This is a genomic window from Maribacter arcticus (genome assembly GCF_900167935.1).
Taxonomy (GTDB): Bacteria; Bacteroidota; Bacteroidia; order Flavobacteriales; family Flavobacteriaceae; genus Maribacter; species Maribacter arcticus.
In genome coordinates, this window is the sequence record NZ_FUYL01000010.1 from 105168 (window position 1) to 129897 (window position 24730).

24 protein-coding genes are annotated in these 24730 nt (G+C 35.7%); 6 read left to right on the forward strand and 18 right to left on the reverse strand.

Annotated elements, in window-relative coordinates:
• Nucleotides 1-10 precede the first annotated feature (10 nt).
• Nucleotides 11-1495: an efflux RND transporter periplasmic adaptor subunit gene (locus B5X55_RS15180; RefSeq protein ID WP_079513482.1), complete on the forward strand. Its 1485-nt coding sequence runs from the start codon at nucleotides 11-13 to the stop codon at nucleotides 1493-1495.
• Between the two features lie 11 nt (nucleotides 1496-1506).
• Complete coding sequence (locus B5X55_RS15185; protein ID WP_079513483.1) at nucleotides 1507-4587, forward strand: efflux RND transporter permease subunit; 3081 nt, start codon at nucleotides 1507-1509, stop codon at nucleotides 4585-4587.
• Between the two features lie 1429 nt (nucleotides 4588-6016).
• Here B5X55_RS15185 and B5X55_RS15190 read toward each other — a convergent pair.
• Entirely contained in the window at nucleotides 6017-6211 is a 195-nt protein-coding gene (locus B5X55_RS15190) for a cold-shock protein (RefSeq protein ID WP_079513484.1), read from the reverse strand.
• Nucleotides 6212-6709: 498 nt separating this feature from the next.
• Here B5X55_RS15190 and B5X55_RS15195 point away from each other — a divergent pair, with 498 nt between their 5' ends.
• Nucleotides 6710-7186, forward strand: coding sequence for an FKBP-type peptidyl-prolyl cis-trans isomerase (locus B5X55_RS15195; protein WP_079513485.1), 477 nt, complete (start codon nucleotides 6710-6712; stop codon nucleotides 7184-7186).
• Here B5X55_RS15195 and B5X55_RS15200 read toward each other — a convergent pair.
• The 4 genes from B5X55_RS15200 to B5X55_RS15215 all read right to left on the reverse strand — a co-directional run bounded on the left by B5X55_RS15200 (nucleotide 7179) and on the right by B5X55_RS15215 (nucleotide 10456).
• On the reverse strand, nucleotides 7179-8429 hold the full coding sequence (locus B5X55_RS15200) for a hypothetical protein (RefSeq protein ID WP_079513486.1): 1251 nt from the start codon (nucleotides 8427-8429) through the stop codon (nucleotides 7179-7181). The two genes, B5X55_RS15195 and B5X55_RS15200, sit on opposite strands and share 8 nt — an antisense overlap.
• Nucleotides 8429-8938: a TlpA family protein disulfide reductase gene (locus B5X55_RS15205; RefSeq protein ID WP_143814516.1), complete on the reverse strand. Its 510-nt coding sequence runs from the start codon at nucleotides 8936-8938 to the stop codon at nucleotides 8429-8431. The genes B5X55_RS15200 and B5X55_RS15205 overlap by 1 nt, the downstream gene beginning before the upstream one ends.
• 17 nt (nucleotides 8939-8955) lie before the next feature.
• Complete coding sequence (locus tag B5X55_RS15210; protein WP_079513488.1) at nucleotides 8956-9852, reverse strand: 3-keto-disaccharide hydrolase; 897 nt, start codon at nucleotides 9850-9852, stop codon at nucleotides 8956-8958.
• Between the two features lie 175 nt (nucleotides 9853-10027).
• Nucleotides 10028-10456 carry an FKBP-type peptidyl-prolyl cis-trans isomerase gene (locus B5X55_RS15215; protein ID WP_079513489.1) on the reverse strand — a complete coding sequence of 143 codons (429 nt, stop codon included), beginning with the start codon at nucleotides 10454-10456 and terminating at the stop codon, nucleotides 10028-10030.
• Between the two features lie 265 nt (nucleotides 10457-10721).
• Between B5X55_RS15215 and B5X55_RS15220 the strand changes: the two genes are divergently transcribed.
• On the forward strand, nucleotides 10722-12230 hold the full coding sequence (locus B5X55_RS15220) for a TolB family protein (RefSeq protein ID WP_079513627.1): 1509 nt from the start codon (nucleotides 10722-10724) through the stop codon (nucleotides 12228-12230).
• A gap of 14 nt (nucleotides 12231-12244) precedes the next feature.
• On the opposite strand, the gene B5X55_RS15225 is transcribed toward B5X55_RS15220, so the two are convergent.
• Both B5X55_RS15225 and B5X55_RS15230 read right to left on the reverse strand, forming a co-directional pair.
• Complete coding sequence (locus B5X55_RS15225; RefSeq protein WP_079513490.1) at nucleotides 12245-12793, reverse strand: DUF4251 domain-containing protein; 549 nt, start codon at nucleotides 12791-12793, stop codon at nucleotides 12245-12247.
• Between the two features lie 111 nt (nucleotides 12794-12904).
• Nucleotides 12905-13234 carry a hypothetical protein gene (locus B5X55_RS15230; protein WP_079513491.1) on the reverse strand — a complete coding sequence of 110 codons (330 nt, stop codon included), beginning with the start codon at nucleotides 13232-13234 and terminating at the stop codon, nucleotides 12905-12907.
• Between the two features lie 232 nt (nucleotides 13235-13466).
• Here B5X55_RS15230 and B5X55_RS15235 point away from each other — a divergent pair, with 232 nt between their 5' ends.
• On the forward strand, nucleotides 13467-13769 hold the full coding sequence (locus B5X55_RS15235) for an HPF/RaiA family ribosome-associated protein (RefSeq protein ID WP_079513492.1): 303 nt from the start codon (nucleotides 13467-13469) through the stop codon (nucleotides 13767-13769).
• An 18-nt stretch (nucleotides 13770-13787) separates the two neighbouring features.
• Here the strand turns inward: B5X55_RS15235 and B5X55_RS15240 are convergent, their stop codons facing one another.
• Nucleotides 13788-14129, reverse strand: coding sequence for a hypothetical protein (locus B5X55_RS15240; RefSeq protein WP_079513493.1), 342 nt, complete (start codon nucleotides 14127-14129; stop codon nucleotides 13788-13790).
• Between the two features lie 407 nt (nucleotides 14130-14536).
• On the opposite strand from B5X55_RS15240, the gene B5X55_RS15245 reads away from it, so the two are divergent.
• Nucleotides 14537-15475, forward strand: coding sequence for a TerC family protein (locus B5X55_RS15245; protein WP_079513494.1), 939 nt, complete (start codon nucleotides 14537-14539; stop codon nucleotides 15473-15475).
• A gap of 8 nt (nucleotides 15476-15483) precedes the next feature.
• Here the strand turns inward: B5X55_RS15245 and B5X55_RS15250 are convergent, their stop codons facing one another.
• From B5X55_RS15250 to B5X55_RS15295, 10 genes are all read right to left on the reverse strand, one after another.
• The gene (locus B5X55_RS15250) at nucleotides 15484-15738 is read right to left on the reverse strand and encodes an acyl carrier protein (RefSeq protein WP_079513495.1); all 255 of its coding nucleotides are present in this window, start codon (nucleotides 15736-15738) and stop codon (nucleotides 15484-15486) included.
• Nucleotides 15739-15801: 63 nt separating this feature from the next.
• A complete protein-coding gene (locus B5X55_RS15255; RefSeq protein ID WP_079513496.1) occupies nucleotides 15802-17076 on the reverse strand; it encodes a beta-ketoacyl-[acyl-carrier-protein] synthase family protein in 1275 nt (424 codons plus the stop codon).
• Nucleotides 17069-17521 carry a 3-hydroxyacyl-ACP dehydratase FabZ family protein gene (locus tag B5X55_RS15260; RefSeq protein WP_079513497.1) on the reverse strand — a complete coding sequence of 151 codons (453 nt, stop codon included), beginning with the start codon at nucleotides 17519-17521 and terminating at the stop codon, nucleotides 17069-17071. Before B5X55_RS15260 ends, B5X55_RS15255 begins: the two co-directional genes overlap by 8 nt.
• Before the next feature lie 10 nt (nucleotides 17522-17531).
• Nucleotides 17532-18314 (reverse strand): SDR family oxidoreductase, encoded by a 783-nt coding sequence (locus B5X55_RS15265; RefSeq protein ID WP_079513498.1) that lies wholly within the window; start codon nucleotides 18312-18314, stop codon nucleotides 17532-17534.
• Nucleotides 18315-18335: 21 nt separating this feature from the next.
• Nucleotides 18336-19391, reverse strand: coding sequence for a type III polyketide synthase (locus tag B5X55_RS15270; protein WP_079513499.1), 1056 nt, complete (start codon nucleotides 19389-19391; stop codon nucleotides 18336-18338).
• Nucleotides 19392-19414: 23 nt separating this feature from the next.
• Entirely contained in the window at nucleotides 19415-20122 is a 708-nt protein-coding gene (locus tag B5X55_RS15275; protein WP_079513500.1) for a methyltransferase domain-containing protein, read from the reverse strand.
• Complete coding sequence (locus tag B5X55_RS15280; protein WP_317042726.1) at nucleotides 20122-21246, reverse strand: NAD(P)/FAD-dependent oxidoreductase; 1125 nt, start codon at nucleotides 21244-21246, stop codon at nucleotides 20122-20124. Before B5X55_RS15280 ends, B5X55_RS15275 begins: the two co-directional genes overlap by 1 nt.
• Before the next feature lie 77 nt (nucleotides 21247-21323).
• The gene (locus tag B5X55_RS15285; protein WP_394332853.1) at nucleotides 21324-22007 is read right to left on the reverse strand and encodes a YiaD family glycine zipper/OmpA-like lipoprotein; all 684 of its coding nucleotides are present in this window, start codon (nucleotides 22005-22007) and stop codon (nucleotides 21324-21326) included.
• A 38-nt stretch (nucleotides 22008-22045) separates the two neighbouring features.
• Nucleotides 22046-22525 (reverse strand): lipocalin family protein, encoded by a 480-nt coding sequence (locus B5X55_RS15290; protein WP_079513502.1) that lies wholly within the window; start codon nucleotides 22523-22525, stop codon nucleotides 22046-22048.
• Between the two features lie 147 nt (nucleotides 22526-22672).
• A complete protein-coding gene (locus B5X55_RS15295) occupies nucleotides 22673-24649 on the reverse strand; it encodes an alpha-ketoacid dehydrogenase subunit alpha/beta (protein WP_079513503.1) in 1977 nt (658 codons plus the stop codon).
• Nucleotides 24650-24730: the final 81 nt, after the last annotated feature.

Below are 24730 nucleotides of genomic sequence, written 5' to 3' on the forward strand. Positions count from 1 at the left end.
CATCATATTTATGAAATATATAATCTTATTATCCGTAATGCTCTTAATGTCTTGCGGAAATCAAAAAGAGGATAGTACTGCTTCCGAAGTAGAATCTATTCCTGCAAAAAGTATAACACTATGGACAGATAAAACAGAGTTATTTGTTGAATTTCCAGCTTTAGTAGTTGGTGAAAACAGTCGCTTTGCTGCACATTTTACAGTGTTAGATAAACATAAACCTGTTCGTGAGGGCGAGGTTACAGTAAGTTTAATTAAAGGCGATAAAGGTATTCGAAATACTGCGGAATCACCATCATCACCTGGCATATTTTCGCCATCACTGCAACCTAAAGAAGCAGGTAATTTCAAGTTAATATTTGATATTAAAACACCCACATTCAGCGATACGCTAATTGTTCACGACATCATTGTTTATGCTTCAAAAGAAGATGCTATAAATGCGTTAGGTGCTGCAAGTGAAGATGCAGGCATTTCGTTTTTAAAAGAGCAAGCTTGGAAAATCGACTTTCAAACAGCACCTGTGGTTAATGGAAAAATTTATGATGTGATTAATACATCTGGAGTTTGGACGCCTGCATCAGGTTCAGTAAAAATATTGGTAGCTAAATCCAATGGTGTAGTCGATTTTGCTGTTAGTAATCTTACAGAAGGTACATTGGTAAAACGTGGACAATTATTAATCGAAGTCAGTAGTCAAGGTTTAGCATCCAATAATTTGAGTACAGAAATCGCTTCCGCGAAAGCGAAATATGAACAAGCTAAATCTGAATACGAACGAAAAAAGGAATTATACGAATCTAAAATTGTTCCTAAGGCAGAATTTGAAAAAGTAGAAAGCAATTACAACATTGCAAAATCTAATTACCAAAGTCTTTCGTCAGGTGTTTCTGGTGGAGGAAAGCAAATTCGTGCACCTTTTGATGGGTACATCACAGCAATTAATGTAGCTAATGGTGATTATGTAGACCAAGGCGTAGCAATGGTAACAGTTGGAACGCATCAATCCAGAGTATTAAAAACTCAAATTGCACCTTCTTATGGCCTTACAATGGAAAACGCACAGAGTATTTGGTATCAAACAAAAGATGGCCAATGGCGTAATGTTGCAACTTCTGGAGGTTCAATCCTATCCATCGCTAAAGATGTAGATAATAACAGACCACTTATTTCAGTATTTGCACAAGTTAATGATGATGTTGATATGCCAGAAGGTAGCCTAACACAGGTTCAAATTGCAATGGGTAATGCAACCCAAAACTCAATGATTCCTATAAGTGCTTTGTTGGAAGACTATGGAAGTTATTCTGTTATTGTGCAACTTTCTGGTGAAGGTTTTGAAAGACGACCTATAAAAATCGGAAAACGCAATGGCGAAAATGTAGAAATTCTTCAAGGCTTACAAGTTGGTGAAGTGGTAGTAACTACAGGTGCATATCAAGTTAAAATGGCTTCAATGTCTGGTTCAACACCTGCACACGGTCACGAACATTAAAAACGAAGCAAATGTTAAACAAAATATTATCAATTTCACTTCAAAATAGATTGCTCATTTTATTAGGAGCGGTTGCTTTGAGTGTATTGGGCGTGTATTATGCACGTACAATGAACGTCGATGTATTCCCAGACCTTACTGCGCCAACGGTAACAATTCTTACCGAAGCGCATGGAATGGAATCTGAAGAAGTAGAAAAATTAGTAACCTATCAATTGGAAACAGCCTTAAATGGTTCGCCAGATGTAAGGCGTATCCGTTCGTCATCAGCAGCAGGAATTTCCATTGTGTGGATAGAATTTGAATGGGGAACCGATATTTATCGTGCACGCCAAATTGTAAGCGAACGTATTCCTATGGTAAGGGAAAATTTACCCGAAGGCATTGGAGCACCAACAATGGCACCAATTTCATCCATTATGGGAGAAATAATGCTCTTGGGTGTGACTTCGGATAGCTTATCGGCAATGGAGTTAAGAACTTTATCAGATTGGACAATTCGCCCACGTATAAAAGCAATTGGTGGTATTGCCAATGTGGTAGTCATTGGTGGCGATTATAAGCAGTATCAAGTATTTGCTAATCCCGAAAAGATGAAGCATTACAACGTCAGTCTGTCTGAATTGGTAGAACAGGTTAAGGAAGCAAACAAAAATGCACCAGGAGGCGTGATTAATCAATATGGTAATCAATACATCATAAAGGGAAGTGGTAGAGCTTATGCATTAGAAGATTTGCAGGAAGCGGTTTTAAAACAGGTTAATGGACAAACTATAAAAATCAAGGATGTAGCTACGGTTAAAATTGGAGCTGCTGATAAAATTGGTGATGGTTCTTTAAACGCAAATCCTGCGGTGATTTTAACCATTTCAAAACAACCTGACGTGAATACATTGGCATTGACAGACCGTTTGGATGAGGAGATTGCTGATTTACAAACAACCTTGCCAAAAGGTGTCAACATCAAAAGTCAAATTTTTAGACAATCAGATTTTATTGATGCATCCATCAGTAATTTAAATCAAACCTTATTGGAAGGTGCATTCTTCGTAATGATTATTCTTTTCATTTTTTTAATGAATTGGAGAACGACCTTAATTTCCTTATTGGCAATTCCAATTTCATTATTGGTATCCATTATCATCTTAAAATGGTTGGGTTATACTATTAACACCATGAGTTTAGGAGGAATGGCAATTGCTATTGGTGCGTTAGTGGATGATGCCATTATTGATGTCGAGAATGTGTATAAACGATTAAGAGAGAACATAAAAAAACCAAAAGCAGAACGTCAATCAACAATTACGGTTGTTCGTGATGCATCTGTAGAAATTAGAAGTTCCATCATTATCGCAACACTAATTATTATTGTATCATTTATCCCTCTATTCTTTTTAAGTGGAATGGAAGGTAGATTATTGCAACCCTTAGGTATTGCTTTTGTAACGTCTGTTTTAACCTCATTAATTGTCGCTGTAACTGTAACACCAATTTTGTGTTCTTATTTATTGAATAACGAAAAGCTTTTAAACAAGCAAGCCGAAGGTACACGTGTGGAACGTTGGTTACAGAAACATTATGGTAACCTCTTGGAACGTGCCACAAAAATCCCAAAAACCATTATTGGAACTACAGTAATAGCCTTTATCATAAGTCTTTTGGTGTTAACCCAATTGGGAAGAAGTTTTTTACCTGAATTTAATGAAGGTTCTCTGGTAATTAGTGTCGTTGGCCCACCAGGAATGTCCTTGGAAGAGAGCAACAAAACGGGAAAATTGATAGAAACTATTTTATTGAATTTACCAGAAGTAGAAGTTGTTACCCGAAGACAAGGTCGTGCCGAATTAGACGAACACGCGCAAGGCGTAAATGCATCAGAAATAGATGTACCCTTTATTTTGAAAGACAAAACCAAAGAAGAATTTTTTGAAGAAGTCCGAAACAAATTAAGCATTGCACCAGGAGTAAATATTACTTTGGGTCAACCAATCGCTCACCGTATTGACCATATGCTTTCGGGAACACGTGCCAATATTGCTATTAAAATTTTTGGTTCAGATTTACAACGCTTGTTTGAAGTTGGAAAAAGAGTAGAGCAAAACATCAAAGATATTGATGGATTAGCAGATGTTGCGGTAGACCAGCAAATTGAAGTGCCACAAATTCGTATTAAACCTAAACGTCAAATTCTATCCGCTTATGGAATGACTGTTGGGAATTTAATGGAACAAGTAGATATTGCTTTTGCAGGAGAGGAAGCAGGTGAAATTTATGAAGGGCAACAGTATTTTGATTTGATAGTGCGCTATGAAAAACCGTTTCGAGATGATATTGAAAACATTAATAATACCTTAATAAGTCTTCCAAATGGTGGGCAAACCATATTAGGTGAATTAGCAACCATTCAATCTGTAAGTAGTCCAAACACTATTAATCGTGAAGATGTACAACGTAAAATAGTAGTTGCTGCCAATGTGCAAGGCAGAGATTTACGGGGTGCAGTAAACGAAATCAAGGAAGTGGTTGCAAACAATGTGAATATGCCAGAAGGCTATCGTGTACAATATGGCGGACAGTTTGAAAGTGAATCTAAAGCATCGCAATTACTTTTGGTAACTGCAATTATTGCAATAGCCATCATTTTTCTGTTACTATATTACGAGTTTAAAGATGTAAAATTGGCTTTTGTCGTATTGATTAATTTACCGTTAGCTTTAATAGGTGGTATCTTAATTGTGTATTTCACATCAGGAATCATCAGTATTGCTGCAACCATAGGTTTTATAAGTCTCTTCGGTATTGCTACACGTAACGGTATTTTATTGGTTTCACGTTATGAAGATTTAAGAAAAGAAGGAATGCAAGGGTTTCAGTTGATAAAAACAGGAGCTTTAGACCGTTTAAATCCAATCTTAATGACAGCTTTTACAACAGGCTTGGCGTTAATTCCATTAGCTTTAAAAGGTGGCGAACCAGGAAGTGAAATACAAAGCCCTATGGCTGTTGTTATTTTAGGTGGATTATTATCGGCTACCATATTGAACTTGGTGGTAATTCCTTGTGTGTATCAATTGGTGATTAAAAAAAAGTAATTGATATATAATAAAACATTTTCTTTTAAAACTAAAAACAATAATAATTAATAAGTTAAAAGGGGAGCATTATGAGCTCCCCTTTTGTTTTTCCTACCTCCTAAAATTTTAGTCAAAATGTAGGCTTCCCCAAAAATAGGATAGTTGATAATTCTAAATAGAAATTTTCAATAGAGGAGAATTTTCCTTCATTATTATTTAAGATATAATTTAACGTTTCTACCCAGAGGATGCTTTGTCAAAACGGCCTAAGAGAATTTTGGCAAAACAATAGGAGAGGGCACGAGAAAAAGTAATTACCCAGCGGGTGATTGGTTTTGTCGGTGAGTTGATGCGGCTGCCATCATAGCTATAATGTTTATTTGATAGAGTAGGGGCTTTAGAACTAAAAAGGTCAACTCTTCATCTCGTTCAAAATTCTAAAGGTTATCAACCTTCATAATTTTGTTATAGAATATAGCGACTGAGCGCCACCACGCCAGCCGGCTCTTTCGCTAAAAATGTACTTTGGGTACATTTTCTTTACGCTCAGTCCTGTTCCAAAATTATCTGTAAGCCTTGATTTTTTTTGTTTAGTTCATTGATAAATAATTTTTTTAAAGGTATTCATGAATCTCCTACGTCGATTTCGCCAGCGCTTCATCACGCTCAAAGCATACTTTGACGTATCAAGAAAAAAGATAAAACATTACGATTACTGGTTACAATGTTGAAGGTCTATTTTACATAATATTAGGAACACCTAAAGAAAAGCTTCAAACAAAGGATAGTAGTAGCAAGTGCTTAGAAATTTCCTCGCAGAGAAATTTTAAGCTGTTGAGTCAAGCTGCCGAGAATCTCCTGAAAAATTTATTGAAACACTATACTTGAAATGCCATCAGCATCAACTCGCTCAAAATTCAAAAGATTCTTAATATTTTGAATTTATGCCGTGGCGTTGGCAAGCGCTGGCAAATTGTGTTTAAATTTACGAGCTTCATAAAATTGATTGAGAATCAATTTTATGAAGCTTCGAGTTGATGCTGCTGGGAAAGCATTTTAGAATTTAAAAAGCAATCGAGTGTTTGGTAGCTGCAATTTTACATAACGGCAAATTATGGAACAAATGAAAATATGCGTCGCAGACACCGCTTAAAAGAAGTTGATGACCCTGTTGTGAGTTTTAATCAATTCTCATAGGTTCAGGGATATTTTACATAATATCATTATAGCTAACAAACGAGATTTCCCCTATAAGTTACAATGTGATGGTTTTGTTCTATAATTTATATTATGTAAAATAGAATATTTAAAGGCTCCTATAACCTATTAGTCCTATGTTTCCTTCTCACCAACCTATTTATTCATTTACAGGATAATTATAAACGATTGTAAGACAAAAAAAATGCCCATCATTGCTGATGGGCATTGCATTTAAAGTTTAAGCGTCTTAATCTATAACTGTTACGTTTACCGCGTTTAATCCTTTTTTTCCTTGGGTTAGTTCGAATTCGACTTCATCGCCTTCGCGTATCTCATCTACTAATCCTGAAATGTGAACGAAATGATCGTTCGTTGAACCTTCTTCTGTAATAAATCCGAAGCCTTTTGCATCGTTGAAGAATTTTACTGTTCCTTTACTCATTGTACTATAATTAAATATTAATAATTACTGTACATATTTCAATTATGATGCCACAAATTGAAATCATGAGTAATTTTAAATTTTATGGTAGCCATCGCTACTACTTATCAGTGGTCATTACCCTTTATATCACCCTTACATCAAATTAAAAGCACATATATTTGGATCATATTATAAAATATTATATTTTAGTTTCATAAAATAATCGATTTGAACCCTAGCCAAAATTTTGTTCTTCTTTCTGAAAACAATACCTATTACGTTGAGTATCTTATCGGACACCTCGTTTTAGCAAATAGCATTACCGAAGCTGTCATATTTGATTCTCAGGTTCAGGCGATAAAATTTCAAAAATACCTTTATAAGCACTGTAGCATTCAATTTTCAGTGAACACCTTCATTCAATAGCATCTTTGCCATATCATAAAATGATTAAATAGAACTTAAATTTCTAGTTCACTATTTGGCAAGATTATATCTTCACAAAAAAAAATAGTAATGAAATACGCTGTAGTCCTTTTTCTAATGACCCTAATGGTGTCATGTAATTCTAATGATGCTGATAACAACGCTCCTATTCAAGAACCTTTTGATTATTCTGAAATTAATGAGCAAGACATCATTGCCTACCTAACGGCAAACGATTTAGTTTCTATAAAAACGGAGTCTGGCTTACACTACATCATTGAAAACCAAGGCGATGGCGCAAAACCAAGTGCTTCTTCTAATGTAACGGTTGCCTACAAAGGATATTTTCTAAATGGTACTGTTTTTGACGAAAGTTCTGCCGCAGGTCTAGATTTTGGACTTAACGAGGTTATTAAAGGTTGGACAGAAGGAATCGCATTATTCAATGAAGGTGGCAACGGTATATTATTAGTACCAGCACACTTAGGCTACGGTAGTTTCAATTATAGTAGCATACCTGGTGGTTCTGTTTTGGTATTTGATATCAACCTTATTTCGGTTAATTAAACATAAACGCGTTTACTGGCATTTTTGCTGTTTGAATTTTAGACGTTGACGAAGATTGCTCCGTCCAAGCAAAATAAAGGGTTTCCTCCACAATTTCCATTTGAGGAAATCCTGATTTTCGAGAACCATCCAATTCAGCAATCACCTGTTTATTAGAAACGGCACCATCTTTGGAAACAATCATCGCATTGAAAACGGCTAGTTTGTCTTTCGATTCCATCCAACTTACAACTGCCTTATCTTCATCCATCCAAAGAACATCTACTCTGCCCATCACCATACCTTCAGCGATTACGATAGGTTCTTGAAAATGCTCACCACCATCGGCTGAAAATGCTAATTTTACTTTCGGGTTGTTTTCAGCTCCTGTAAACCAAGCAACCACAACCTCATTACCCAAAGCCGCTACTTTTGGTCCGTTAACCGGGCATCCTTTTATTTGCCAGTTATCTTCATGTAGTACTTTAGGTGCTGTCCAGTTTCCATCTACTAATCGAACAATATAAATATCACGAATTTCATCTTCTGAGCGATCACGATAAATAACAATAGGTCCGTTATCCGTTATGGCCGAAGTGGTCTGGCAACAATCGCACGTACTAGCATCTAATTCATACTCTTGCAATACCTCACCTGTGTTCGATACTACCCCTGCCCTAAGTGTCATCGCTCCCCGCTCCCCTACTTCATTTTCTTCTGTATTTCGCCCATCGAGCCAATTCACAAAAAAGTTATTGTTATACGGTTCTATACTCATAAAACCATGTTCTGTTGGTGTACCATCGGTATGTAATGGCATATCGATTTTCCATTCCGTAGCTCCCTTTGGCTTTACATTCATCTTAATATCATAAGAATACGTACCAGCCGTAGATTTCTTTAATACATGTGACCATAGACTACCATTATTCTCGGTAATCATCGGGTAATCGGCCCAATTCACAAACCAATCGCTACCATTAAGTATAGCTTGTGGTTTTTGCCATATGTCATCGACCAATTCTGCATAATACATGGTCTTTAAAGTGTCGCCTGCAGTTTCTACCCAAGAAAGTAGTGCAACGTCTTTATTCGACATTAAATGCGGTAAGGAACTAGATGTGCCTGCCGGAGAAATCATCTCTTGAACTACTGAAACTTTAGTTTCTGGTATTTCTTGTTTTGTTTCTTGTTTGGCTTCTTGTTTGCAACCGATAAGGGTTAATGCTATAGCTAATGTATAGAAATAGGGTTTTGTGCGCATTAGTGTATTTTTCTTAGTTGTTCAATCATTTCTGGGCTATCCCACGTCATTCCGCCATCAAATCGTGATACCTGCTCCCCTGATTCATTATATATCAAAGTAACGGGTAAGGCATTTATTTTTTGTTCGGTATAATTACCGTTGTACTTAATGTATTTAAAATCGAATCCTCTAGCTTCTTTAAAAGCTGATATCTTCTTCACCGTTTGGTCTGAAGCGAATAGAAATACATAGTTCTCTTGTTCTAAAACACCTTGTAATTTTAATAAAGCAGGCATTTCTTCAATACAAGGTCTGCACCACGTTGCCCAATAATTTAAAAGTATCCGTTTTCCTTTATAATCGGCCAATTCAATAGGGTTACCCTCTAAATCTTCATATACCGATTTTGAAGCTTCCTCTGCTTCAACTGCTATAGCTTCTGGTGCTACTTTCTGTTCTTCTTTTACTTCTTTACAGCCCAATAATGTTATACTAATGGCTAAAAAAAGTACGATTCGTTTCTGCATTGTTATTTGTAATTTTTCTATTCGTAAATACATGTGGTATTATCTGCTTTTACATAGTAAGATTTGTAATTCTTGGCCTTTTCATCCATACAACCACAAAGATTCAATACTTCTATACTTTTAAAATCAATAGGATGAGATTCTGCCTGAATCGAGATATACCCTTCTTTTAATGGTTTCCCCTCTTCATAGGCACTTTCGTTATATCCAGAGATATTACCACCACCAATGGTAGGTGATTTAAATTCTAAAACAACTTCACCATCCATGATATGCTGTACAAGAGAATCACCAAGAACCAAAGCTTCTGCAGTAACCCACTGGTCACCATGATAGGTTTTTGAGGTGGAGTTGACACAGTGCGTAGTAAAAAGACTATCGTTCAGTACCACATTGGTACCTGGTGTGCATAAATTGGCCGTAGTGCGTTCATTGGTACCGTCACCGCCCAAAAGTTGCAATTCTAAGGATATTGGAAAATCTTGGTCTAAACCCAAGGTTGCAGGCTCTTGACAGTGCAACATAAGACCATTATTTCGAAAAGCCCAAGCAGGACCGTTGGTCATTTGCTCACCAACAAACCGATACGTTGCTCTTAGTTTATAATGTGAAAATTTTTGTTTGTAAAATAAGTGCCCAAAATTTCCTTTAAAGGTATCTGTTTTAGCATACCTAACACTTAAAAGACTATCCTGATAAACAAATCTATTATTATGATTCACTCCAAGTTCGTAGCCAGCAAATTTTGGTGTCCAGTCGTCATAATTGGCCCCATTGAACATAGCTACCCATTCTTCTTGGTCTGCTGATTTAGGTTCTTCTGAACAAGACAGGACAAGCAGAAACATAATAAGTAGTGCCGTAGCGGGTACTAATGCTCTAAAAGTAAAGGTGGTATTTTTTAGGATGGTCATATCAATACTACTTTTTGAATGGTTTATATAATTATGCAGGGCTAAGGTGGCACAATTTAAGATAATTATGTTTTATTCTCTAATTTATATCATGGTACGAACAAACCTTAATCACCTATCAAAGCAAAAAAAAACCGCCCTATTAAGGGCGGTTTTTTTATAAAACGTATGCTATTTATTTAATCTCAACCAACTCTAACTCGAAAGTTAAATCTTCGCCGGCCAAAGGATGATTTGCATCTACTACAATTTCATCTTCTTTTATTTCAGCTACACGTAATTGTTTTTCACTACCATCAGCGTTTGTAGCCATAAGTGCCATATCGACCTCTATTTTCAAATCTTCTGGTAAATCTGATTTTTTTACGGATTGAAAAAGTTCCTTACGCTTTTCACCGTAAGCTTCTTCCTTAGCAATAACTATAGTCTTTTTCTCGTTCAGTTGCATATCAACCAATCCTTTTTCAAAACCAGGTATTAAACTACCTTCTCCTAATTTTACTTCTAAAGGTTCTCTATCTACCGAACTATCAAACACTTGTCCATCACTTAATTTACCTGTGTAATGTACTCGTACTAAATCATCTGCTTTTACTTTGCTCATACTATTAAATTCTACTAGTTAACTTAATTGAATCGTAAAGGTATTGTTCTCAATACCCAAAAACGAATTACAGCGCAAAACCTTCCCTTTTTAGGCTTCTTTTAACGTAAAACTGAGCGAAATGGTAGTAAAAACATCAATTTTTAATGAATTTTTTAAATTGAGAACATACGCTTTTGAGAATATCACAAAAAGCTTAATATTATCAACGAAATTAAAGAGTATATTTAAACTACAACTCAACAACCAACAATATTTGATCTTTATGAAAGTACATGCCTTAATTTTCACCCTTTCCCTATTCCTAATTAGCAACACGTTACCAGCACAACATAAAATCGGAATTTTTGATGGTGAAACCGCCATCGGAAACCCCAAAGTAAAAGGTACAGCCAACTATGATGCTAAAAATCAAACCTATACCCTAACCGGGGCTGGAACCAATATGTGGTTCGGTAACGATGAGTTTCAGTACTTATGGACGACGTTACAAGGTGATTTTATTCTTCGTGCTACCGTAAAATTTAATGGTGATGGCCAAGACCCTCATCGAAAAACAGGTTGGATCATTAAAAACAGCTTAGACACGAATTCTGCTCATGTAAACGCCAGTACTCATGGTGACGGACTCACCTCTTTACAATACCGAAAAACGGTAGGTGGACTCACTGAAGAGATGAAGTCTAACGACCAGTCCCCTACTATTATTCAATTAGAAAGACGTGGTACAACGTATATCATGTCTACTGCAAAATTTGGCGAAGAGTTTACCACTGTAGAGCTAACCGATATAAACCTTGACAATGAGGTATATGTAGGGTTATATGTTTGCTCCCATAATCCTAAAGTTTTAGAAAGTGCCACATTTAGTAATGTACGAATCGTTAAACCGGTTAGTGAAGATTATACTCCTTATCGAAATTATATAGGTAGTAATTTAGAATTAATGGATGTAGAAACCGGACACAGAAAAATTATTCATCATTCAGCTCATTCAATTCAAGCTCCCAATTGGACAGTCGATGGTAAAAAATTGATTTACAATTCTAAAGGTCATCTGTATAATTATGAACTAGAAACAAACGCTATTACTCCGCTAAACACTGGTTTTGCAGTGAATAACAATAATGACCATGTACTTACTTTTGACGGTAAGCTATTAGGCATCAGTAATCACAATCAAAAAGATAATGGCTCTTCTGCTTTATATTATTTACCTACAGAGGGTGATTCGCTACCCAAAATGGTGACAAAACCTGGGGTTGGTGCGTCTTACTTTCATGGTTGGTCGCCAAACAATAAAGAGATGCTATTTACAGGTAACAGAAATGGTGCTTATAATATATTCTCTGTCAATGTTAAGTCGGGAAAAGAGGAACAGCTCACAGATTTACCGACATTAGACGACGGACCTGAATATAGTGAGAACGGTAAGTTTATTTACTTTAATTCAGTAAGGTCAGGTACCATGCAGCTCTATCGAATGAAAGCAAATGGCAAAAAACAAGAACAACTAACCTTCGACGAATACAATAATTGGTTCCCACATGTGAGTCCGGATCAAAAATGGATTGTTTTTATTTCCTTTCCGAAAGATATAAATCCGAGTGAGCATCCATTCTACAAGCATTGTATGTTACGTATTATGCCTTTTAAAGGAGGAGAACCCAAAGTACTCGCCCATATTTATGGTGGCCAAGGAACTATAAATGTGCCTAGCTGGTCACCAGATAGTAAAAGAATTGCTTTCGTAACCAATACTGATAATTACTAGATAAAGAAATAGATCTATTGATTAGTACTGTTTTCCAACGCTTTAATTGCGCCTTCATAACGAATAGAATTTCGATTACTGAGGCTTACAGATACACTCGTAGATTTACTTGGAAAGATGGCCATTGTTACATGATAATTGTCGGACTTGTCCCTAATATTAAAACTGATATGGTATTTACCTTTATCAGAATCAATGGTTTGCACATAATCTTCAGGAATTCCGTTAAACTCAATTCCTGTTGCTGAACCGTAGCCACCTCCAAATTGACGTTCGCCATAATAAGGTAAATTAGCTGAAACACTATCACCAAAAACTTTTAAGTAATTGGGATTTCCGGCCAAATTAATACGGGCCACATTGCTGCCTGGTGGTATTAGCCCTGAATTAGCTACAGCATTCATACTTTGAGTAACCATTGGGTTTGCCCAATCAGCAGTAAACTCAAAAGATTTTGAAGCCATAAGTGTATGAATAGGATCATTGTCACTGATACTGTTTTTGGTTGAAGAACAACCAAACAATACGCTTAACACGAATATAGAGGCTATAACTGTTTTCATAGGTTTTGTGGTATTTACCACCTTATAACTAGCTAAATCTATACCAAACTATAAATAGAATAAGAAGCAGTATATATTAATAATAATTGGTGAACCAACTATCAAACTCAACTATTGAATAAGGGTTTTAATAGACTTTCTAGTTTTATGAGTGTACTCCATAACATCACTTTCTAGTGCTACAGTTTCCTCAATGTGAAAATTTACAGATTGGTACTGATCTGGCAAAAGCTCATTGGTACGTTTTAAATAATTTAAAAGGGTTTCGTTTGCAGCTGCCAGCTTCCCTATTTTATCTTTTAGATACGCTTTAGTCTCAAAAAGAGCCATAGTAGAAGGTTCATATAAATATGAATCTATAAGGGTTCTAAAATATTGAAGCGTACTATAACAACGCTCCAATTCCCCTAAACATTTAGATGTATCCTGTTCATTTTCCATAGGGCAAGGTTTTAAAATGAAAATGTGGGAAATATATTTCAAATTAAGGTAAGAAGTTTGAATATGAACTATGATTGTTATAGTTTAACTAAACTTTAAAATTTCAACACTTTCGTTAACGATTTAGAAACAAAACGATTAGCAATTGATAACTCAAATAAGCTATTTATTAAATCTTTTTTTAGTTGTTAAGAAGATTTGAAATGAGTATCTTAATCTAAACTTTGAACCTATGAATATCAATTTTGAATACGACGATGTGAAAGCCAGCAACCGATTGGAAATTATGGCTGCCCAAAAATTAGAAAAATTATTGGATAAGTTTGATTTTATAGTAAGATCCGATGTTTTTTTCAAGACTGAAAATACATCATCACCTGATACAGGTATGGTATGTAATATACGTTTGAGCGCGCCTGGACCTCGCTTATTTGCTCAATCTTCTACAGGAAGTTTCGAAGCATCTATAGCTTCTTCGGTAGAAGATTTACAGAGACAGTTAGAAAAACGAAAAGCTAAAATGCAATCGCATTAGACTTAATTTTAATACGATTTAATCTTCAAAATTATCCTCGGATTTAGTTTTACTTGCGATAACATTTTGAATTTTTTCAGAAAACGGATTGCGCTTTAATTCTTCAATTAGGCGCTTTCTTTTTTTATCAGATATATCAAGTGAATCCAATATCTCTTTAGTTCGATATTGAAATGCAATTCTGCTTTGCTTTAACGCAATACGTTCAGAAACAGACAATACATAATCAGCCTCAAATTTCTTAAGAAGAGTTCTCTTGTTTATTTTAGCATTAATCGTATCAGCATCTTGTGCGAAAGTAGTGTTCACACCTAAAAGTAGGTATATGAAAACACCACCCAATAAGGTTAGTTTTTTCATTTCAATAGTTGTTCTTCTAGAAATGTAATACTATATTTTCGAACACCAACATATACTAATGCAAGATGCTATTAATCGATAGAACTAAACAGTTTATCCTTTGAATTAATTATAGCTTTTGTGAAATCTATCCCCATAAAATCGGACTTATAATCTGTTGTAAAAACGCTTTATCTCTATACCCTTAATACACTAATCCTACTTACCACTATGACAGGCTAACGATGTAGTATTTAATTTAATAGGAGCCCTAATAAATGTAAAAGTTATAATCTATTGCAAAACTATAGGAGTAATTCGATAGATGATTGCAAGGTTAAAATTTTGATTATCAAGCAGTAAACATTTTGATAAAATAAAACTCTAAATGTCAAAATTTAATACCTTTGCACTTCCAAAAAAATGATATGATAGTCTGGATTGTTTTTATTGTCTTTGTACTTATTTTTCTTGCTTTAGACCTTGGCGTGTTCCATAAAAACGACCATGTTATAAAATCTAAAGAAGCAGGTATTTGGACTGCAATTTGGGTTACTATTGCTTTTAGCTTTAGTGGTGTTATTTATTGGTTGTTTAATTCTGGATTGATTGATAACCCAACCGGACTAACACCTAACAACGCTGTTTTAAAATATATTACAGGGTATTTAATAGAACTTTCTTTAAGTGTAGACAATATTTTTGTAATCGCAGTTATCTTCAGTTCATTCAAGATTCCTCCTTTATATCAGCATAGGGTGTTATTCTGGGGAATTTTAGGAGCAATTGTTTTTAGAGCGTTAATGATTTTCTTCGGAGTTGCTTTGATTACCAAATTTGAGTGGATAATTTATATTTTCGGAATTTTCCTCCTTTACACCGCATTTAAAATGTTGAAGGGTGACGAAAATGATTTTGACCCTAAAAACTCATTTGTATTTAAACAAATTAAAAAGATATATCCGATAACAACCTCCATCCATGGTCATGATTTTTTCGTAAAAAAAATAGGTGTCAATGCCGCTACTCCCCTATTCATAGCGCTTATAGTAATAGAACTAACCGATATTCTATTTGCCTTAGATAGTATACCAGCCATATTAGCAATTACCACAGACCCTTTTATCGTATTTACCTCCAATATTTTGGCGATTTTAGGTTTACGATCAATGTATTTCTTAATCTCACGAATGTTGGAGAAATTTAGATACATCAACTATAGCCTAGTTGTGATACTAGCTTTTGTAGGATTAAAGATGCTTTTCTCACATTATTTAGAATTACCAGAGTGGGTTTCTATAGTGGTAATTTCTGTTGCTTTAGCATCAGGGGTGTTATCTTCGATGTTTATTAAAGAAAGAGACTAAGGAAGCTGTTATTTACTTTTCAGTTTTGTATCTATAATTGCCATGGCATCGTTTACCGTTTGCATTTGGTCCATATCATCGTTTTCTAATCGAATATCAAAAGCATCCTCTACATCTAGAACAATGTCTACTAGGTTAGCGGAATTGATATTTAAATCATTCATGAAATGACTATTCTGCTCAACATCTGCAACAGTCACATCTTCAGGAAGGTATATTTTAATAATATCCTTTAATTTTTGATATTTAATTTCTTCTAGCATCTTTTTATATTTTTATACCAAAAGGTATGTTTTAATGTTTTTTTAATTGAGCTCCTAAAGAATTCAATCGGAATAGGCTTTAAAAATAACACATGCGTTAACATCTCCAAAACCAAAACTTGCTTTAGCAATTATTCTGGGCGTATAACTTATTGTCTTTCTTGGAATACAATCTTCTGAAATTAATGATTGTATTTGAGTATGTATATCATCACAATTTACATTCTTAAACACCACATTTTCTTGAAATTGTAAAATAGTCGCTACACTCTCTATACTACCAGCTGCTGCCAAGCAGTGACCTATAGACCCTTTAAAAGAATTAACAAATGGGAAATCTTTTCCTGACCGATTCAAAGCCATGCTCCAATTTTCAATTTCTAAAGCATCTTTGGCCGTAGCAGTTAAATGACCGTTTATCACATCGACTTCAGATGCTTTTATGCCCGAATTGAAAATAGCATTACGAATACAACGCTGTACCGCTATACTGTTTGGTGCTGTCATAGAACCTTCTCCTAATTGACCGCCACTATTAATTTCTCCGCCCAATACTTCAGCATATATATGTGCACCTCTTTTCTGTGCGCTTTCTAGGGATTCTAAAATTAGAGCTCCTGCCCCACTTCCAGGAACAAACCCGCTAGCAGATGCACTCATGGGTCTACTGGCTTGGGAGGGATTATCGTTATATGCTCTAGGTAAAATACGCATAGCATCAAATCCGCCCCATACATACGGGCCACTATCACTACAGCTTCCCGTTAGCATAATCTCGGCTTTCCCTTGACTAATACGGTCGTATGCCATAATAATACCTTCTGTACCTGTCGTGCATGCAGCAGAATTGGTTGTTACTTGGTTACCGCAACCCAACAATCCGCCTATATAAGCACTAATTCCGCTGGCCATCGTTTGTATGACAGAAGTACTGCCCAATCTTCGAACGTTACCTTCATCAATAAGGTGAATGGCTTCTCTAAATTTATCTACACCCAAAATACCTGTCCCGAAAAGTATACCTCGGTCCCAGCTAGGCTCTTTTGTCTCGTTCTTTTTTAAACCAGCATCTTTCCATGCATCTACCCCCGCTATTACACCGTATACGATTCCTGTAGCATTCAGCCCCCGTCTTTCAAGCGGTGTAAAATAATTATCAATAAGATTATCTTTCACCAAGGGTTCACCAGCTATCTGACAGCCGAACCCTAATTTTTCTAAAATAGGTTGATGCCGAATGCCACTTTTACCCTCTAAAAGAGATTGGGTGAAATCGGTAAGCCCCACTCCATTTGGCGCACATACTCCCAACCCTGTAATCACTACTCGTCTACTCATTATGTACACCCATCATGCCTGCCAATATACCTTTACAGACCAGTTTATCTTCTTCATTAAACATTTTAACATTGCACTTTAATTTATGAAACCTAAAGTAAATAAGTTCTGAGGTAACCCGAACACGTTCTCCGGGAAAAACTGGTAGTAAAAATTCCATTTGAGAACTACTCATTCCTATTTTTAGGTCTTCTATGTTATTTTCTTCCCCCAAAAGATAAAGCCCCAAACTGACAAGACCAATTTGCGCACAGCACTCGGTTAATATTACTCCTGGCGTTACTGGATTATTCTTAAAATGACCATCATAAAATGTAGCATCAGGTTTAAACGTATACGTTCCTTCTGCACTTTTCTCATCTACCTTTAAAATCTCATCAACAAACAGAAAAGGCTCCGAGTAGGGTAATCTATTCACTATCCACTGAAATGGTTTTCTTATCATCGATTATATCTTAAATTAAACTTTCCCCACCATCTACTTTGATTACGGTACCAGTAATCCACTTTGCTTCATCGGTGGTTAGCATATAAACCGCATTTGCCACATCATTAGGAGTTGTTAATCGATTATTAGGATTTCTTTTCAATGCATTTGCTTTAATCTGCTCATAACCCGGAATCATAGATAAAGATTTGGTCATCGTAATACCTGCTTGTATACAATTCGCTTTTATACCGATTGGTGCAAATTCCAGAGCAATACTTCGTGTCAATGCCTCTAAAGCCACTTTAGCTACAGAAACGGCGCTATAATTTGGTAAAGCTTTGGTATTACCCTCACTTGTAAACGAAATTATTCTAGTATCTGAGGCAAATAACTTTGTAGCGACTAATGCCTTTGTCCAATCATATAAACTCAATGCCATTGCATCGAATGTTATTCTGAAATCAGTATCGGTAAGGGTTGAATTACTTTCGGAATACATTGGCTTCAATGCTCCCTTTGCAACACTATGTACCAAAACTTTAATTTGATGCCCTTTTGGTAATTGGTGTTCTATATCGGAGATGATAACTGGACGCTTTTCTGCATTTAAGGCATCGGCATTCAATGTTATCAGTTGATTACCAAATGCACGAATCTCGTCAAAGGCATTTTCAATAGTATCCATATCAGAACGTCTATCTCGATGAACGATTATGATGTGATAACCATGACTTGCTAATTTCTTTGCTGTAGCCAAACCAAGTCCGCTACTACCGCCTAAAATCAATGCCCAAAAATTAGTTTTCATTCTTCTAATTACTTTTATAAACTACCATTCGATTAGAACTCGCTGTGCCGAAAAACCAGGACCAAAACTTAAAATGAGTCCTTGTTCACCTGTTGGTATCTCTTTTTCTAAAAAACGTTCTAAAACGTAAAGAACAGTAGCACTGCTCATATTACCATACAGTCTTAAAACTTCGCGGGTATCGTCAATATTCTTTCCTAAAGCACCAAATAATGATTCTACGGTTTGTACTATTTTTTTTCCTCCAGGATGAAAAATTAGATGGTCGACTTTATGAATATCACTTCCATATTTTTCCAAGAATGGGTGAACAATGTCCGAAAAATGATTTGATATTGTTTCTGGCACCGCTGGATCTAGAATCATCTTTAATCCATGATTAGTCAAATCGAAACCCATCATTTGGGTAGCATCTTTAAAGTGGTACATTTCCTCACCAATAATTTTAGGGCCAACAGCATCTTCTTCAGAAGATAAAAGTACACAAGCCGCACCATCGCCAAAGATTGCAGCACTTACCATATTGGCCATAGAATAATCATTGAATTGGAAGGTTGCGGTCGGACTCTCAACTGAGACCAAAGCAATTCGCTTACCTGGATTAGATTTAAGGAAATTATGTGCGTAGATGAGACCTGACACCCCAGCAGCACAACCCATCTCAGTCACAGGCAGCCTAACAATATCTTGACGCATACCGAGTTCATTGATTAAATAAGCATCTAAGGAAGGTATCATAATACCCGTACAACTTACCGTTATGATATAATCGATAGAATCAGCTTGCCAGCTACTCTTTTGAAGAGCGTTTCGCAGCACATTTGCTCCCATACGTTTCGCCTCCCTAACATAAATTTTATTTTTATCTTCAAAAGTGGTGGCTACAAATACCTCTTCTGGGGGCATTATGGAATATCGCTTGTCTACGGCGGCACCTTCAAAAATCTTAATGACCTTACGTGTAAAGCGCTCTTCCTGACCGCTTAACCAAAATTCAACTAATGGCAGTATATCCTTTGTATATCTAAAATACTCAGGTAATTCTTTGGTAACACTAACAATTCTTGTTTGATTCATAGTTGTTCTTAGTCTTCAATCTACTACTTCTTTTTTAAAACCCATACATATCGAAAGGCCCATTTCCATTCAATTTGGTGAGATGCATTTTTTACTTGAGCTGCATACCCCATTAAATCTTTCTTTTTAAACGCTCTTCGTATCGATAGCAGCCCATCTTTTTTGGCTATTTCTGTTTTAATAAAAAAGAAGCTAAACGCCTTGAATAAATAATAAGCTATAGGATTACGCTCTAAATCATTGATAACGACCCCTATAGAAGCGAGGGAATTAAACTGATTTACAAATTGAACCACGCCTTTATCTGTGAAATGATGAAGGGTCAACGTAGTCATTACCACATCTATACTATATGCTGAGAAATCAGCAGTTAAAATATCGGCTTCTAAATAAGTAATCTCAGGATATTCTGTGGAATAATAGGTTGCTAATTCTAGCCCTTGTTTATTTAAGTCTACTCCTATTAACTTGAGGTGAATATTTCGCTTTCTAGCTTCCAAAGCCAGCTTTCTAAGCATGGTTCCTTCCGCACAACCCATATCTAAAATCGTATACGATTCCTTATTTTTTAATGCAAGAAGCTTAAAAACAGCACTTAAAGTAATACTATAACCACCTAGTAGCCTATTTACCTTATTTATATCCTGTAGTATCGTATCCAGTTCTTTGGTAGTACCAGAATAGGTATCCATAATCTCAATTTCAGTACTTCGCCGTGTAAAATCTACCATTAGGTTATCAATTCTCCGTGTGTCTTCGTTATAATATATTTTAACAAGGTTTTCGATTTTCCAACCGTACGAATCCCCATTGAAACCATTGATTTGTTCATTAAGATACGCTGTAATTTTCTACCGAACCATAAACGTTTGCTAAATGTATTGGACCATACTTTTTTATAATCATTCTCTAACTGATGTCGTTCATAGTTTGAATCCTCAAAAAATCGCAATACCAATTCAGATGCAAGTTTAGCACTATGTATTGCCATTGCCATTCCATTTCCACAAAGTGGATGTATTAATCCTGCTGTATCACCACACATGAGCATATGGTCCACCACTGCATCTTTTTTATCAAAGGAAATCTGGGCAATGGTCATGGGTTGATTGAATAATGGTTTTGCGCTTGATAAAAATGAATTCAGAAAAGGGTTTTTCGCCACAACTTCATTATTAAAAGCGGTGATGTCTTTATATTTTTTAAAGGTTTCATAATGTGCAAGGTAACAGAAGTTGACCGCCCCCGATTCCGTTTTAGAGAGTCCGCCGTATCCTCCATCAAAATTATGCAAACCAACTAGTTCATTAGGAAAATCAGGTGATTGATAATGAGCTTTAACCGCGAGCCAAGAGTTCTTTTTGAGACTGAATTCCCTTTCCTTATTTTTATCTAATACCGAACGCTTGCCATAGGCACCTACTACAATTTTGGAAGTATATGTATTAGTTGTTGTAGTAATTGTAAAAACATCGTTCTTAAAAGCGGTACCATTTACTTTTTCAAAATAAAATATTACCCCCAGTTCCTTGGCTCGTTGGTACAGCAAATGATCTAAAGCATATCTACTTATCCCAAAACCACCGAGTGGTAATTCTGTTTCTACCAAAAATCCTTTGTGAGTTGAAATTTGAAACTGTGTGATATCAACAGCCCCGACCGAACTAGGAAAAAGACCTAGCCTATTAAAATAAGGCAATATCTCTTTAGATACGTATTCACCACATACCTTATGATGCGGGTATATATTCATTTCAAAAACACCAACATGCTTCCCTTCTAAAGCCAAATGAATAGCCGCAGTAAGCCCTGCAAGACCGCCCCCTACAATAAGTATATCGTGTTCTTTCACCATTGGGAAGTTACACCAAAAACAAAAAGCCCTGCAAATGCAGGGCTTTTATTTTAACTCAATACCAAAATAAGTTTCTCTTAATTGGTTTGTGTTTTTGCTTCTTGCTTTAAAGATTCGCTAGCAACAATTGCTAATTCAACTCTTCTATTTTTTGCTTTACCTTCTGTAGTTGTATTATCGCCTACTGGTTGAGTTTCACCGTACCATTTTGTATCGAAACGACTTGCATCAATTCCTTTACTAATTAGGTAATTAGAAACCGACTCTGCTCTTTGTTTTGATAAATTCATATTATATTCATCAGCACCTGCACTATCAGTATGTCCTTCAACCAAAACATTAGAATTAGGGTATTCTTTGAAAATACCTGCTAACTTATCTAATGTAGTAGCCGAAGTACCTTGAATGTTCGATTTATTAGTTGCGAAGTAAACACCTGCTTCTTCATTAAAAGTTACATTAATACCTTCACCAACTCTTTTTACTTCTGCACCCGGAATCTCTTCTTCGATACGTTCCGCTTGTCGGTCCATTCTATTACCGATATAACCACCTGCAGCACCACCAATGGCAGCACCTAAAATTGCGCCAAGAGCAGTATTATTACCACTACCAACATTATTACCCAAAACACCACCGATTACTGCACCACCTGCAGCACCTATAACAGCACCTTTTTGAGTTTTATTTGCGTTTTTAACCGTACTACAGCTCATTACCATAGCAAGAGCGATTATGTAACTAGTTTTACGTATTATCATTGTTTTCATAAACTTAAATTTAATTTTAAAGTAGGTTATTATTTTTTAGTAAACTCATATACTACGTTTACCGCAGTACCGTCTACCATAACGTTAGATTTCAAAATCATTGCATATTCAGTTAAAGTTTCAATATTTAAACGGTAGCCCGCTCCACCAGAAATATCCTGATTTTTTTCATTAATAAATTTAAACTGTAACTGACTAGTGTAATTTTCTTCACGCTCTACAACAGACCATCTAATGTAACGGTCTCCACCAGTACAAAGGGTTGACTGATTAATAGTATATCTACCAGTACTGTTATTGTCACGAAAGAACCACTCGCTGCCTTCAAGACATATATCTTCTACGTCGTTAAATAAGACTGCTTTTACGTTTCCAGTATTGCCTTCAAAAGCAACATTGTTCAATGTCCAAGTTCCGCTTAATAAGTTTCTTTTTCCACGTGCATCTTTTGATACAGAGCAAGAGGATACTAAAAGAACAATACTAAATAGCCAAATCATTTTTTTCATAAGTAAATTTATTAGGTTTGATTCTATATACGTTAATTCTTACTTTTTGGATGGATTACTATCCATTATAATCCAACATATAACGCAAATATCCACCTAAAGTATATGACACTTTGGCTCTTTTAAGAATAATGTTAACGTATATGCTTAATAAGCAATGAGTTCTAATAAAGCAGATTCAAATCTAGATTTGGCAAGATATTGTTGTTCTAATTTTGCGTCAAATGGAATTGGAGTCTCCAAACTACCAACTCTTCGTATTGGTCCATCTAAATACTCAAAACAATTCTCCATTACTAAAGCTGAAATATCGCTTGCAATACCTCCAAATAAACTATCTTCTTGTAGTATGATAAGTTTACCCGTTTTTTTAACGGAATCATAAATAGCATTAATATCTAAAGGCTGCAAGGTTCTTAGGTCTAATAAGTCGGCCTGAATTTCCATATTATTATCTAAACACTCTAAAGCCCAATGCACTCCTGCACCATAGGTAACTATGGTAATCGAAGAACCTTCTCTAAGAAGACTAGCCTTACCAAAGGGTAACGTATAATAATTAACCGGCACTTCTTGATACATACTTCTATATAAGCCTTTATGTTCAAAAAATAGTACAGGGTTTGGGTCCTCAATCGCTGTTGCCAATAAACCTTTAGCATCGTAAGGAAATGCAGGATAAACAACTTTAAGTCCTGGTGTCTTGGTAAACCATGCTTCATTGGTTTGAGAATGAAACGGACCAGCCGCTACTCCCCCTCCACAGGGCATACGTATAACAACATCAGCCTTTTCTCCCCATCGATAAAAACTCTTGGCTAAATAATTTACAATAGGATTGAAGCCGGTACTAGCAAAGTCGGCAAATTGCATTTCCATTACCGCTTTTATACCATTAATTGACAACCCCATAGCAGCTGATACTATTGCCGATTCACAAATTGGAGTATTTCGTACACGTTCCTTTCCAAAATCTTCAACAAAGCCATCTGTTATTTTAAACACACCTCCATATTCAGCAACATCTTGCCCCATGATAACAAGGTTGTCGAACTTTTTCATCGATGCTCTTAATCCATCAGAAATCGCATCAATTAAACGTATGTTTTTGGTATGTATACTAGGTGTAATATCTTTAAATTCAAATTTTTGGTATACCTCACTTAATTCTTTACTTTCATTAGGAGTTATCGATTCTTCAGCGTATGCTCTTTGTAAATGTTCATCGATTTCGGCTTGAAATTCAGCTCTAATGCTATCTATAATATCATCTGTTAGTATTTTTTCTTTCTTTAAAAAAGAGGTGAAGTTCTCTAACGGATCTTTCTCAGCCCACGTATCTAAAAGATCTTGCGGAACATATTTTGTACCACTAGCTTCTTCATGCCCACGCATACGAAAAGTTTTAAATTCCAGTAAAACTGGTCGTGGATTAATTCTCATATCCTCAACCAATTCCGATACTTTGATATATACTTCTAAAATGTTATTACCATCGATAATATGAGATTCCATACCGTAGCCAATTCCTTTATCGGCTAGGTTTTCACATCTAAATTGCTCGTTGGTAGGTGTCGATAATCCATATCCATTATTTTCAATACAAAACAAAACAGGTAATTCCCATACAGCAGCAACATTTAGTGCTTCATGAAAGTCACCTTCACTGGTTGCACCTTCACCTGTAAATACAGCGGTTACTCTTTTTTCATTTCGTAATTTATGAGCAAGAGCAATACCATCAGCTACACCTAATTGTGGTCCAAGATGAGAAATCATTCCTATTATTTTAAATTCTTGGGTACCAAAATGAAAACTTCGGTCACGACCTTGAGTGAAACCGCTAGCCTTACCTTGCCATTGTGTAAAAAGTCGGTATAATGGTATTTCTCTTGTGGTAAACACCCCTAAATTTCTATGCATTGGCAAAATATACTCATCACTATTCAATGCGCTAGTAACCCCTACCGAAATAGCTTCTTGCCCAATACCACTAAACCATTTAGAGACTTTACCCTGACGTAAAAGAATTAACATCTTCTCCTCTATCATTCGTGGCTTAAGCATTGATTTAAAAAGCTTTACCTTAATATCGTCAGCTACTTGAAAAGGTTTATAATTCATAAAGACTGTATATTTTGCAAATAAAATATAAATGTAACAAAAATGCGTTCATCAAGTATCATTTATAACACTGCTTATAAA